9 protein-coding genes and 1 pseudogene are annotated in these 13,607 nt (G+C 70.2%); 7 read left to right on the plus strand and 3 right to left on the minus strand.

Going from position 1 to position 13,607, the window contains the following annotated elements; translation table 11 throughout:
- The first annotated feature begins 102 nt into the window (after positions 1–102).
- The 6 genes and pseudogenes from typA to ABZ552_RS17060 all read left to right on the plus strand — a co-directional run bounded on the left by typA (position 103) and on the right by ABZ552_RS17060 (position 6,453).
- Positions 103–2,001 carry a translational GTPase TypA gene (gene typA, locus ABZ552_RS17035; protein WP_281917364.1) on the plus strand — a complete coding sequence of 633 codons (1,899 nt, stop codon included), beginning with the start codon at positions 103–105 and terminating at the stop codon, positions 1,999–2,001.
- Between the two features lie 803 nt (positions 2,002–2,804).
- Positions 2,805–4,577, plus strand: a complete 1,773-nt coding sequence (locus tag ABZ552_RS17040; protein WP_281880761.1) for an ABC transporter family substrate-binding protein — start codon at positions 2,805–2,807, stop codon at positions 4,575–4,577.
- On the plus strand, positions 4,574–5,458 hold the full coding sequence (gene mshB / locus ABZ552_RS17045; RefSeq protein ID WP_281917365.1) for an N-acetyl-1-D-myo-inositol-2-amino-2-deoxy-alpha-D-glucopyranoside deacetylase: 885 nt from the start codon (positions 4,574–4,576) through the stop codon (positions 5,456–5,458). Before ABZ552_RS17040 ends, mshB begins: the two co-directional genes overlap by 4 nt.
- An 86-nt stretch (positions 5,459–5,544) precedes the next feature.
- Positions 5,545–5,721, plus strand: a pseudogene (locus ABZ552_RS17050) (L-asparagine permease); the annotation flags it as partial.
- 139 nt (positions 5,722–5,860) lie between these two features.
- The gene (locus ABZ552_RS17055; protein ID WP_195085919.1) at positions 5,861–6,019 is read left to right on the plus strand and encodes a hypothetical protein; all 159 of its coding nucleotides are present in this window, start codon (positions 5,861–5,863) and stop codon (positions 6,017–6,019) included.
- Positions 6,016–6,453, plus strand: coding sequence for a hypothetical protein (locus ABZ552_RS17060; RefSeq protein WP_281877736.1), 438 nt, complete (start codon positions 6,016–6,018; stop codon positions 6,451–6,453). The genes ABZ552_RS17055 and ABZ552_RS17060 overlap by 4 nt, the downstream gene beginning before the upstream one ends.
- 9 nt (positions 6,454–6,462) lie before the next feature.
- Here ABZ552_RS17060 and ABZ552_RS17065 read toward each other — a convergent pair whose 3' ends face one another.
- The 3 genes from ABZ552_RS17065 to ABZ552_RS17075 are packed head-to-tail and all read right to left on the minus strand — an operon-like array spanning position 6,463 to position 10,445.
- Positions 6,463–8,307 carry an APC family permease gene (locus ABZ552_RS17065; RefSeq protein WP_357438147.1) on the minus strand — a complete coding sequence of 615 codons (1,845 nt, stop codon included), beginning with the start codon at positions 8,305–8,307 and terminating at the stop codon, positions 6,463–6,465.
- 45 nt (positions 8,308–8,352) lie between these two features.
- A complete protein-coding gene (locus ABZ552_RS17070) occupies positions 8,353–9,951 on the minus strand; it encodes a PH domain-containing protein (RefSeq protein WP_357438150.1) in 1,599 nt (532 codons plus the stop codon).
- The gene (locus ABZ552_RS17075; RefSeq protein ID WP_281877742.1) at positions 9,948–10,445 is read right to left on the minus strand and encodes a PH domain-containing protein; all 498 of its coding nucleotides are present in this window, start codon (positions 10,443–10,445) and stop codon (positions 9,948–9,950) included. The genes ABZ552_RS17070 and ABZ552_RS17075 overlap by 4 nt, the downstream gene beginning before the upstream one ends.
- 270 nt (positions 10,446–10,715) lie before the next feature.
- On the opposite strand from ABZ552_RS17075, the gene ABZ552_RS17080 reads away from it, so the two are divergent.
- Complete coding sequence (locus tag ABZ552_RS17080; RefSeq protein WP_281877743.1) at positions 10,716–13,331, plus strand: bifunctional FO biosynthesis protein CofGH; 2,616 nt, start codon at positions 10,716–10,718, stop codon at positions 13,329–13,331.
- Positions 13,332–13,607: the final 276 nt, after the last annotated feature.

The following is a 13,607-nucleotide window of genomic DNA, read 5'->3' on the forward strand; positions in this document are numbered from 1 at the left end:
TCAGGACCCGGAGGCGGCAGCCTGCGTAACCACGTAGGGTCCCGTCCAGGCCGGACGCCGAGCACCGTCGGCTCCCACACCGAACAGCAGGAGGATTCAGGCGTGTCGTCTGCACGCGATTTTCGCAACGTCGCCATCGTGGCCCACGTCGACCACGGCAAGACGACCCTGGTCGACGCCATGCTGCGCCAGTCGGGCGCTTTCGCCGAGCGGGCCGAGCCCGTCGACCGCGTGATGGACTCCGGCGACCTGGAACGCGAGAAGGGCATCACCATTCTCGCCAAGAACACGGCGGTGCACCGCCACCACCCGGACGGCTCGGTCACCGTCATCAATGTCATCGACACCCCCGGCCACGCCGACTTCGGTGGCGAGGTCGAGCGCGGCCTGTCCATGGTGGACGGCGTGGTGCTGCTGGTGGACGCGTCGGAGGGGCCGCTGCCGCAGACCCGGTTCGTGCTGCGCAAGGCGTTGGCCGCCTCGCTGCCGGTGATCCTGGTGGTGAACAAGACCGACCGCCCCGACGCCCGCATCGAGGAGGTCGTCGAGGAGAGCCACGATCTGCTGCTCGACCTGGCCTCCGATCTGGACGACGCCGCGGCCGAAGCGGCCGAACTGGCCCTGGATCTGCCGGTGCTGTACGCCTCCGGGCGCGAGGGCAAGGCGTCCAAGGAGCGTCCGGAGAACGGCAACGCCCCGAACGCGGAGAACCTCGACGCGCTGTTCGACGTGCTGCTGGAGTACATTCCCGCGCCGAAGGGCGATCCGGCGGCGCCGCTGCAGGCGCACGTCACCAACCTGGACGCCTCGGCGTTCCTCGGTCGCCTCGCGCTCGTCCGCATCCACAACGGAGAACTGCGCAAGGGCCAAAACGTCGCGTGGATGCACGCCGACGGCGTCAAGCAGGTGAAGATCACCGAGCTGCTGCAGACGATCGGCGTGGAGCGCCAGCCCGGTGAAGTGGCCGTGGCGGGCGACATCGTCGCCATCGCGGGCATCCCGGACATCATGATCGGTGACACCCTCGCCGACATCGACGATCCGGTCGCGCTGCCGCGCATCACCGTCGACGAGCCCGCCATCTCGGTCACCATCGGCACCAACACCTCGCCGCTGGTCGGGCGGGTGCAGGGCCACAAGCTGACCGCCCGCATGGTGAAGGCGCGCCTGGATCAGGAGCTGGTCGGCAACGTGTCGCTGCGCGTGCTCGACATCGGCCGCCCGGACGCCTGGGAGGTGCAGGGGCGCGGTGAGCTCGCGCTGGCCATCCTGGTCGAGACCATGCGCCGGGAAGGCTTCGAGCTGACCGTCGGCAAGCCGCAGGTGGTCACCAAGCAGGTCGACGGCAAGGTGCACGAGCCGTACGAAGAGCTGACCATCGACTGCCCCGACGAGTACCTCGGCGCGATCACCCAGCTGCTTGCCGCGCGCAAGGGCAAGATGGTGCAGATGAGCAACCACGCCGCGGGCTGGGTGCGGATGGAGTTCATCGTTCCGTCGCGTGGCCTGATCGGCTTCCGCACCGACTTCCTCACCGAGACCCGCGGCACCGGCATCGCCAACGCCGTCTCGCACGGGTACGCGCCGTGGGCGGGCGAGATCCGGGCCAGGCACACCGGTTCGCTGGTCTCCGACCGGTCGGGCACGGTGACGCCGTTCGCCATGATCCAGCTGGCCGACCGTGGCCAGTTCTTCGTGGAGCCCGGCGCGGACACCTACGAGGGCCACGTCGTCGGCGTCAACCCGCGCGCGGAGGATCTCGACATCAACGTCACGCGCGAGAAGAAGCTGACCAATATGCGCAGCTCGACCGCCGATGTGATCGAGACCCTGGCCAAGCCGTTGCAGCTGGATCTGGAAGGCGCCATGGAGTTCTGCGCCGCCGACGAGTGCGTCGAGGTCACCCCGGAAGTGGTCCGGGTCCGCAAGGTGATCCTCGGGCAGAACGAGCGGGCGCGGGAACTGTCCCGGCGCAAGGCGCGGGACCGCGCGGCGCTGTAATCGCTTGGCGCGAACGGGATTCGATGGCGCTGCGGTCGAATCCCGTTCGCCGGTGGGCGGAAGCCGGAGAAGGCTTCCGTGCGGAGAAATTTCCGCTCGGCGAGAAGATATTCGAAACTGCTTCGTGATGTGGTTCCGGCATAGTCCGGTACCGATCATCCCTTCGAAGCCGATCGATTTCCGGATACTTTTCGGCCTCGGATTATCGGGCGGACGCAATACGAATAAGGATAATTGCTCCGTTTGCGCGGAATCGCCTCGAAGAGGTGCTTCGATCCGGGGAGCTGGGGAAATCGGCAACCGATACCGCGCTATGGAAGTTGCGCACCTGCGGTGAAGATCGGCAAGGTTTCTTCCCGCTTTATCGCGTATCGCTTTGATGCCCGCACACGGTCGACCGGGGTGAGCCACCTCGCCGGCTGGACGGCCTGCGGTACAGCTGTCCCAGGCTTGCGGAGGGCGCGATACCTGCGGATAGCTTCTCGAAGAAGAGAGTTCGCTTTCTGTTCGGCGTGTCGGCGCGAAATCTCACTTTGGCGGGCGAGTGCATTTCGCTCGCGGTCGCGTGAATGCCGGAGAGGCGCGTCCGGATAGTCGCGCAACTCCGCAGGTGTGTCGCCGCGGCTGGGTACGCCGAATATTTGCGGATGTTCCGGCAGGTGTATGTGCGTGCGGTGTCCCGGGCGATGCGGCGAGCTCGTGTTTCCACTCCGTTGATATCCGTGCGATCGTGTCGTTTTTCCGCTCGTCAACGGGAATCTGGGAACAGACTCGACCGTACGGTAGAGTTCCCGAGCGTGAAAGTGGGCGCAGGAAAACGCGCAGCGTGGCGCACGTTGTTGCCGACCGTGGCAGTGCTGACCTTGATCAGCAGCTGTGCGGCGAATCCGCCGCCGCCCATCGAGAGCACCGACAGCCCGAAGACCACACCGGTCAAGCCCGCGGAGACGACCGTGGTGGTCGCGCTGGACACCATCGGTACCGCCTTCAATCCGCATCTGCGCTCGGACCAGTCCGCCGCCACCTCCGCGATCGCGTCACTGGTGCTGCCGAGCCCGTTCCGGCCGGTGCTCGATCCGGCGCGGCCCGGGGCGACGGCCTGGGTGCCGGATTCGTCGTTGCTGGTCTCCGCCGAGGTGACCGCGCCGGAGCCGTTCACGATCACCTACAAGCTGCGCAACGAAGCGTCCTGGTCGGACGGGGCGCCGATCGCGGCCGAGGACTTCCGCTATCTGTGGCAGGAGATGATCTCCGAACCGGGGGTCGTCGACCCGGCCGGGTACCGGATGATTTCGGACGTCAACTCGTCGGCGGGTGGCAAGACGGTCACCGTCGTGATGTCGCAGCCCTACCCCGGCTGGCGCGAATTGTTCACCGATCTGCTGCCGTCGCACCTGCTGAAGGACGCGCCCGGCGGGTTCGCCCGGGGCATGAACGGCCAGGTCAACGGCGTCCGGGTGTCCGGAGGCCCGTTCGGGATCCGTTCGGCGGACCCCGGGCGCGACGAGATGCTGCTGGAACGCAACGACCGCTTCTGGGGCACGCCGGCGATGCCGGGCCAGATCCTGCTGCGCCGCGGCGGCACGCCCGCGCAACTGGCGGGCTCGCTGCGCACCGGCGACGTCCAAACGGCGCTGGTCCACGGCGGCGTGGCGACCCAGGCGCAACTGGGGGCGATTCCCTCCGTGCGGACGGCGATCATGCCGCAGTCGCGGGTGCTGCAGATGGTGCTGAACGGGCGCAAAGGCGAACTGAGCGATCCGCGGGTCCGCTCGGGTGTGCTGGCCCTGCTCGATCCCGCGCTGCTGGCGACCGTGGGCGCGCAGACCGGCAATTGGGTGGAGCCGGCTCGCGCGCAGGTGCTCGCGCCGTCCGATCCCGGCTACGCCCCGACCGCTCCGCCGCGGCCGTCGGCGGAGGAGGCGTTCGCGCTGCTCGCCGCCGCAGGGTACGGCCGCGCGCCGGAACCGCCGCACGCGATCTCCCCGACCTCGCCCGCGCCGCAGCCGCGCACCGTGGGCAAGGACGGCAAGCCGCTGGTCGTGCGCATCGGCGCGGTCGACCGGGACGCCACCGCCCTGGCCGTGGCCAATACCGCCGCCGATCAGCTGCGCAGCGCCGGCATCGACGCGACGGTGCGCAGTGTCGCCGCCGACGAGTTGTACGGCAAGGAACTGCTCGAGGGCACGGTGGACGCGATCGTCGGCTGGGAGGTGGCCGGATCCGATCCCGCGACCGTGCTGGCGTCCCGCTACGGCTGCCCGCCGCCCGCGCTGCCCGGGGTCACCGGCCCGGCGCAGGCCATCGCGGAAGCGGCGCAACGGGCTCCGAGCAACCTGTCCGGTGTGTGCGATCCGGCTCTGCAACCCGCGATCGAGGAGGCCCTGCGCGGCGGTGACGTGGGACGGGTGCTCGCCGAAGCGGAGCCCAAACTGTGGGCCATGGCGACGGTGCTGCCGATCGTGCAGGACAACGCCGTCGCCGCGGCCGGTCCCCGGCTGGACGGCGCCTCGCTCAGCGGCGCGATCCAAGTCGGCATCTTCGGCGACGCGTCCATGTGGCGCAGGATCCCGTGACGGCGGCGACGGGCGGGTTGCTGCTGGTCCACGCCCACCCGGACGACGAGTCCATCACCACCGGAGGCACGATCGCGCACTACCGCAGGCGCGGCGTGCCCGTCACCGTGCTCACCTGCACCCTCGGCGAAGAGGGGGAGGTGATCGGCGAGGAGTGGGCGCTGCTCACCGCGGAGCACGCCGACCAGCTCGGCGGCTACCGCGTGCGCGAGCTGACTCGCGCGCTGGAAGCACTGGACGCGGGCCCGCCCCGTTTCCTCGGTGGCGCGGGCCGCTGGCGTGACTCCGGCATGGCGGGCACACCCGCCGCGGACAAACCGCGGGTCTTCGTGCGCTCCGGGGACGAGGCGGTGCGGGCGCTCACGGACGTGCTGCTCGAACTGCGGCCGCGCGTCGTGGTCGGCTACGACCCGAACGGCGGCTACGGCCATCCCGACCACATCCGGGCCCACGAGATCACCACGGCCGCGGTGCGGGACGCGGCGGACCGGGGGTGGGACACACCGAAGTTCTATTGGACCGTCACCGACGCCGACATGCTGCGGCTGCACACCGCCGCGTTGGCCCGGCGCACGGCCGCGGGGCTGCCCGGCGCGCTGCCGCCCGGGTGGCGGCTGCCCGCCGAAGGCGAGCTCGCGAGCGTGCCCAGCGACGCGGTGACCACCACGATCGACGTCTCCGAGGTGCTGACGGCCAAGCGCGCCGCGCTGCGCGCGCACGCCACCCAGGTCACCGTCGCCCCCTCCGGCCGCGAATTCGCGCTGTCGAACAACGTCGCTCAGCCGGTGCTGCCCGAAGAGCACTTCATCCTGGTGCGCGGACGGGTCGGCCCGCTCGGGCCGGACGGGCGGGAACACGATCTGTTCGCCGGACTGGAGTGACGCCGAGTCCGCTTTGCCCGAGGATGCCATCGAGCGGTATCGGCGCGGCGGGAACTGTTGCTCGGCATCGCCGGTATCGGCAGCCGGTGCTCATCGCGGCGTTCTCCAGCTCGAACGCCGGGCTGTACTCGACCGGGCGCATCCTGCGCTCTATGTCGATGAACGGCAGCGTGCCGAAGTTCACCGGCGTGATGGGCAGCGGCGGCGTTCCTTATGGCGGCATCCCGCTCACCAGCCTGATCGCGCTGGTCGGCATCGCGCTGATCATGGCTGGTTTGCCGCTCGTAAGCGGGTGCTGACGATCGCGGCGACCCGGCCGGTGAATTCCCAGTGGTCGCCGCCCTGACTGCCGACCCGGAGATTTGATCATGCGCCGGGTAGCGCCGGAATAGACTCGGCAGTATGTACAACTGGGAGCTCCAGAACGCGATCGCGGCGTTCGTCGACAGCATGCGGCCGCATTGGCAGGAGCAGCACGACTTGTATCTGACGGTGCTGTACGCGTTCGCCGACATGCAGAGTCACCTGTTGACCCTCCTCGGCTACCCGCCGGTGCCGTGACGACGAAAATCGACGACCACGCGGGCGACCGCGCTCCCGTGGCAGCCGGCGCCACCCCCCGCCCGATGGGCGTCGTGGGCGTGACGATCCTCGTGCTGCTGGTTCTGAACGCCCTGCTCACTTTGGCGCTCGAGGTGTTGTACCTGCCGACCTACCTGGGCTCCGTCGCCTTCCCGGTGTCGGCCGTAGTGGCGGGCGCGGTCAACGTGCTGCTCGTCGCGGGCGCGCGCTCGATCTCCCGGCGTCCCGCCGTCCTCGGCCTCCCGTTGGTGGCCTGGGCGTTCGGCTTCCTGGTGTGCGCGAGCGCCGGGCCGGGCGGAGACATCCTGCTCGGCAGTGATTGGCGGACGGCGCTGCTGCTGTTCGCCGGACTGCTGCCGCCGCTGGCATACCTCTACATCCAGGCGAACGCGAGCGTCTTCGGTCGCCGCTGAACTCGGCGGTCACGCGAGCCGGACCGCCAAGGTCGCGATCACGGCGTCGGTGCGGGCGCGCAGCGCGGCGGTCAGCACCGGCCCGCGCGGATTGTGCAGCGGGCGTTGCCACCAGTGCCGTGCTTCGACATGCGCGAGCAGCACGGTGACGCCCAGCCCGGCTTCGGTCTGCTTCCGGACGTAGCCGACGAGGGTCGATACCAGACTGCGATGCGGGCACGGCAGCACCGCGAGCGGAATGCCCGGATCCCACTCCTTCCATTGGGCGCTGAGCTTTCTGGTCGTGGCCGGATCGATGTCCGCGGCCACCGCGACGATCTCGCCCCGCATGCGCAAGGCGGCTTGCACCGCGCGATAGGTCACTTCGCTCATCGTCACCACCGGGACGACCACCAGGTCCTTCGACTCGGGCGCCGACTGCGGCCGCGGCGGAATTCGGCGCAACCGCAGCCGGCGCGCGACCTCGGCGTAGTAGTTCTCGATCCGGAAGAAGAGGGTCACCAGCGCGGGGATGATGAGCAGCAGCAGCCATGCTCCCTCGGTGAACTTCTCCGCGAGCAGGACGACGCCCGCGACAGCGGTGAGCGTCGCGCCGACTCCGTTCAGCAACGCGCGCGGTACCCATCCCCGCCCACGCGCGCGCCACCAGTGCAACACCAGACCGGTCTGGCTGACGGTGAAGCCGATGAAGACGCCGATCGCGAAAACCGGCAGCAGACGGTGCGTTTCGGCATCAACGGAAACCAGCACCAGCGCGGCCAGCAGGGCGAGCGCGGTGACTCCGTAGCGGAAGACCGGTCGCTCGGAGCGCAGCGCGAACAGCGACGGCGCCCGGTGGTCCTTGGCCAGCAGCGCCAGCAGCACGGGGAGACCGCCGAAACTGGTATTCGCCGCGAGCAACAGCACCGCGGTGACCGCGAGATTGGTGAGATAGAACAGCCAGCCGGTGCCGAAGGCCGCCGCCGAGAGTTGCGCCAGGATGGTCACGTCCCCGCGCGGCGTCACGTGGTGCTCGCGGATCAGCACGGCCAGGCCGAGCAGCATCGCACCGAGCAGGACGCCGAGCGCCACTTCGGTGCGCTGCGCACGGCGCACCGCGGGCGTGCGGAAGGCGGGCACCGCGTTGGCGATCGCTTCCACGCCGGTCAGCGAGGAGCATCCCGCGGCGAATGCCTTGAGCAGCAGCACGATTCCGAGCGCTTCGACCGGCTCGATCGGGCCGCGGTCGGCGCCGATCACCGCGACCGGGTCCGGCCGCAGCAGTCCCACGACGATGACCCCCGTGATCAGCACGACGAACAGGATCGCGGGCCCCATCAGGACCCGCGCCGATTCCGCCACCCCGATCAGGTTGATCACCGTCAGCGCGGCCAGCCCGGCCAGCGTCATCAGCAGCAGTTCGTCGGCCAGCGCGGGAAAGGCGCTGGCCAGGCTGGCCGCGCCCGCGGCGAGGCTCACCGCGACGGTCAGCACATAGTCCACGACCAGGCTGGCGGCCGCCAGCAGGGCGGCGGGCCTGCCGAGCTGCTTCTTGGCGACCGCGTACGCGCCGCCGCCGTCCGGGTGTACCGCGATCACCTGGCGGTAGGAGAGCACCAGCACCAGCAACAGCGCGGCGATCGCGCAGGACACCGGCAGTGTCCAGGCGACTGCCGCCGCGCCCGCCGCGACCAGCACCAGCACGATCGCCTCGGGTCCGTAGGCCACGCTGGACAGCGCGTCCAGGGAGAGCGCGGCGAGCCCGCCCACCGCGGTCAGCCGGAACTTGTCCGCCCGCTGCATCTGCCGGAACCGGCGATCGGCGATCCCCGGCTCCGACGACTGCGGCTGGGTCTTGGTCACCACGGCGTCCATTGAACTCCGCCGTCGCCCGGCAACCGATCAGCGACACCGGGCGGGTCAACGCGCGCCGGGCAGCCCCGGCGTGACGGTCTCGATGAGGCGCCACGCCTCGTCGGCAGGTAGGTCGACCACCGTATAACGCTTCTTGCCCGCGGCGGTGGCCGCGACCACTGTGGCGATCCCGGCGCGCCGCTGGAACAAGGTCCGCCGCACCGTCCAGCCGATCACGCCGGGGGCTTCCAGGCAGTCGCGGTCCCGGTCGAGCGACCCGGCGCGGGTGATCAGCCAAGTCGGGCTGTTGGCCGTGCGGGGCAGCACAGCATGCCCGAGGCCACGGTAACGATCCTCCGCGAGGGCGAGGGCCACAGGCAGCGTGAGGCCCGGCACCAGCCACCACCACGGCGAATAGTGTTCTCCCGCAAGGTGGATGTAGGCCATCAGCGCGGCGATGAGCACCACCGGCGTGAGCGTGCGGGTGTATCTGCGCCGCCGCGCGGCTGGTCCGTGCGCGATAAGTGGAGCGCTGCCCGGCTCCGGGACGGCGTGCGGGTCCGATGCGCCCGCGCCGGTGGGCGTCTGGGCCGGCCGGGCGGCAAGGTCGTTGTCCCGCATCTCCTCCGGGGCGAGCAGGTGCCCGAGGGTTTGCTCGACGGCGCTGCGCGGAGCCTGCGGGAGAATTTTCTGCCGAGGCTTCTCCCCGGTCATGATCGCTTCCAGTTCCGCGCCGCCCGCCAAGCGCAGCAGCAACGGTTCGTTGACCGTGGCTCCGCGCAGCCGGGCCCGATCGAGAGTGATCTGACGGGTGGTGAACAGGCCGTGGCGCAGCTGCAAGGTCTTGCCGTCATCGCGGACCCGCAGTCCGAAATAGGTGGTCAGATAGTGCGCGCACGCGGCAGCGCTGACCACGAGCACGATGACGCACAGTAGTGCGGCCCCGGCCAGCGCCAGGGCGAGCCCGCCGCCGTCTTCGACGTCGTGCACCGCGTCCGACCGGAACACGACCTCGCCGAGCCCGTACTGCAGCCCGAACCCGACGATCGGCGCGATGATCGCGAACCCGGTCAGCGACAGCGGGGCGTAACGCACCCACGCCGGGCTCCAGTGCCCGATCTCGCGCGCGCGGGTACGTGGAGCGGAGACCTCACCGGATGCATTCTCCCGCAACACTTTCCGATCATCGGACGGCTCCGCCGTGTGGGCGAGCAGGGCGGCGCGCAACGGCGGTACCACCCGTGCGTCCAACGCGTCGAGCTTGAACTGCTCGCCCGTATCGGCCTGCTGGCCGGTCCCGATCGCCAGCACCGCGAGTCCCAGCACCCGGTGCAGCGGGTCCGCTTCGATGTCCACCGAGCGGATCCGCGACCGCGGCACCGACAGTTTCTTGCGTTGCAGCAGCCCGGTCCGCAGTTCGACGTGGGTGGGTCCCACCCGATAGGTCGTGGTGAACCAGCGGGTCAGCGCGAACCCGACGATCAGCACGATCGGGATGACGCTCCACATGTGGTTGCCGCTGCTGGTGCCGAGGATCACCGAGCCGATCAGCACCGGGACGAACTTCACCACCTCGGTGATCGGATGCACCAGCAGCATCCGCTTGTCCAGCCGCTGCCACGGCTGTTCGGCCTGCGCCGCGTGCGCCGCGGGCTCGGCGGTCATGTCGCGTCGCCGCGGTGCTGGGCGGCGATGCCGGTCAGCCGCGTCACGGTCGCCTCGGCGACCGGGAGGTCCAGCGCGGTGATCTCGACGGCGCCCGCGGAGGACGCGGTGGTGACGGTGACCGTGGCCAGGCCCAGCAGGCGCTCGAGCGGCCCGCGTTCGGTGTCGACGGTCTGCACCCGGGATATCGGCGCCACCCGGCTCTCCTGGGTGAGCCAGCCGACCCGGGTGTAGACCGCCTCGTCGGTGACCTCCCAGCGGTGCACGGCGTAGCGCCACCACGGCGCCACCCCGATGTTCACCGTGGCAGGCCCGAGCGCGACCAGGAAGAAGCCGAGTTGCCAGCCCCGATGCGCGGCGTCGAGCACCGCCCACACCAGCAGCGCCGCGAACGGAATCACCCAGGCCAGTGCGGCCTGCACGGTCCACAGGAGCTTCGCCTTCGGACTGGGGCGCCAGGCCGGGTCGGCCATGATCGTGCGCGGCTGCGACATGCTGCAATCGTTGCACGACCGAGCGCCGCTGTCCCCGTCGATCGTCGCCGGAGCAGCGCGCATGGGAAACGGTGGATTCGGCGGCGCTCACCGAGGCAGCCATCGAGAGCTGAGCGCGGGCGTCGCCCTGGAATAGCCTCGGCCAGCGCACAGTTGTCAACGCTCAACGGTGCTCCACGTCCCCGCGTGGGCTCCGTGGCGAGCGGAGCCGTGGGGTGTCCGCTTCGCCGCAACCAGCACTGGAGGGAGACAGTTCCGGATGTGTAGCGCATGATCGAGGGCGTGACCGACCTACCGAACCCGAGCGTCCCAACCGCTCCGCCCAGTCCATCGGCCATGCGCCGGGCGTTGCGCAGGGCCCGCGACGGTGTCACGTTGAACGTGGACGAGGCCGCGGTGCTGTTGCACGCGACCGGCGACGATCTCGCCGACCTCTGTCGCAGCGCCGCGCGGGTGCGTGATGCCGGGCTGGCGTCCGCCGGGCGTCCGAACACGATCAGTTATTCCCGCAACGTCTTCATCCCGCTGACCCGGCTGTGCCGGGACAAATGCCATTACTGCACGTTCGTCACGGTGCCGGGCAAATTGCGCGCCGAGGGCAAGGGCATGTTCCTCGAACCCGACGAGGTGCTCGACATCGCACGCCGCGGCGCCGCGCTCGGCTGCAAGGAGGCGCTGTTCACGCTGGGTGACCGGCCGGAGGATCGCTGGCCGGAGGCCGCGCAGTGGCTGGACGAGCGCGGCTACGACTCCACGCTGGACTACCTGCGCGCCGTGTCGATCATGGTGCTGGAGGAAACGGGCCTGCTGCCGCACCTCAACCCCGGCGTGCTGTCCTGGGAGGAGATCGCGCGGCTCAAGCCGGTGGCGCAGTCCATGGGCATGATGCTGGAGACCACGTCCACCCGGCTGTTCACCGAGAAGGGCAACTGCCATTACGGCAGCCCCGACAAGGACCCGGCCGTGCGGCTGCGGGCCATCACCGACGCGGGCCGGCTCTCGGTGCCCTACACCACGGGCATCCTGGTCGGCATCGGCGAGACGATGGCCGAGCGGGCCGAGTCGATCATGGCGATTCGCAAGCAGCACAAGGCGTTCGGGCACATCCAGGAAGTCATCGTGCAGAACTTCCGCGCCAAGGACGACACCGCCATGCGGGACGTCCCCGACGCGGGCCTGGAGGAATTCCTCGCCACCATCGCCGTCACCCGCATCCTGCTCGGGCCGGACGTGCCGGTGCAGGCGCCGCCGAACCTGGTCTCGCACGCCGAGTGCCGCGCGCTGATCGAGGCGGGCATCGATGACTGGGGCGGCGTCTCGCCGGTGACGCCTGACCACGTGAACCCGGAGCGGCCGTGGCCGAACCTGGACACCCTGCGGGAGATCACCGAGGCGGCGGGCTATCGGCTGGTCGAGCGGACCTCCGCGCACCCGAAGTATGTGCGGGCGGGTAACCCGTGGGTCGATCCGCGAATCGGCGCGCACGTCGCGGCGCTCACCGACCCGGCGACGGGGCTGGCGAAGGAGGACGCGATCCCGGCCGGGCTGCCCTGGCAGGAGCCGGAGGAGTCCTGGGAGTCGGCCGGGCGCGTCGACCTGAACACCGCCATCGACACCGAGGGCCGCAACACCGAGGCCCGCAGCGACGCGGCGCTGGGACAGGACATCGTCGGCGCCTTCGGCGACTGGGACACCATTCGCGAACAGGCGCGCGACCTCGCCGTCACGGCGCCGCAGCGGTTGGACGCCGACGTGCTCGCCGCATTGCGCGCCGCCGAACGCGACCCGGCCGGGCTCAGCGACGCCGAATACCTCGCGCTGGCCACGGCGGACGGCGCGGAGCTGGAGGCGGTCGCCGCGCTGGCCGACCGGCTGCGCCGCGACACCGTCGGCGACGACGTGACCTACGTGGTGAACCGGAACATCAACTTCACCAACGTCTGCTACACCGGGTGCCGGTTCTGCGCGTTCGCCCAGCGCAAGGGCGACGCGGACGCGTTCACCCTGAGCACGGAGGAGGTCGCCGACCGCGCCTGGGAGGCGCATGTCGACGGCGCCACCGAAGTCTGCATGCAGGGCGGGATCGACCCCGACCTGCCGGTCACCGGCTATGCGGATCTGGTGCGGGCGGTCAAGCAGCGGGTGCCGTCGATGCATGTGCACGCGTTCAGCCCGATGGAGATCGTGAACGGCGCCTCGCGCGGCGGCCAGAGCGTGCGGGACTGGCTGGTCGCGCTGAAGGAGGCGGGCCTGGACACCATCCCGGGCACTGCCGCGGAGATCCTGGACGACGAGGTGCGCTGGGTGCTCACCAAGGGCAAACTGCCCACCTCGGCGTGGATCGACGTGATCACCACGGCGCACCAGGTCGGCATCCGATCCAGTTCGACCATGATGTACGGCCACGTGGACAATCCGAAGCACTGGGTCGGGCATCTGCGCGTGCTGCGCGGAATCCAGGACGAGACCGGCGGCTTCACCGAATTCGTGCTGCTGCCGTTCGTGCACCAGAGCGCACCGCTGTATCTGGCGGGCGCCGCGCGGCCGGGGCCGACCAACCGGGACAACCGCGCCGCGCACGCCCTGGCCAGGATCATGCTGCACGGCCGGATCCACAACATCCAGACCAGCTGGGTCAAGCTCGGCATCACCGGCACCCGGGTGATGCTCAACAGCGGAGCCAACGATCTGGGCGGCACGTTGATGGAGGAGACCATCTCCCGGATGGCGGGCTCGCAGCACGGCTCGGCCAAGACGGTCGCCGAGCTGGTGGAGATCGCCTCCGGCATCGGACGGCCGGCCCGGGAGCGGACGACGACCTACGGTGTCCCGAAGCACAGCGGATCGTCCGTCTCCCCGGGGCTCCAGGCGGTACTGGTCGACTGATACGCCGATCGCGCCGGGTTCCGGGCTGCCCGGCGACAGCGCAGGTTCCAGCCCGCGGTGCGATCGGTTCTCCGGTCGGCCTCGGGCAGCTCGGACCGGCGTAATTCGGGCCCCGCCACCGCGCGCTCCGGCGCTACCTCCCAGAACGTGGTCCCCGGCGCGTACGGCGGGTGGCGGAGTCCGAATCCTGCCTCGCGTCGGCGTGCGCCGGGCAGGAAGTTAGGGCAGGCTGACCAGTAGTAACGTGGGGTGCCGGGATAGGGTTTCGCCGGGCGG

It is taken from the genome of Nocardia sp. NPDC019219 (assembly GCF_040632645.1).
Taxonomy (GTDB): domain Bacteria; phylum Actinomycetota; class Actinomycetes; order Mycobacteriales; family Mycobacteriaceae; genus Nocardia; species Nocardia sputorum.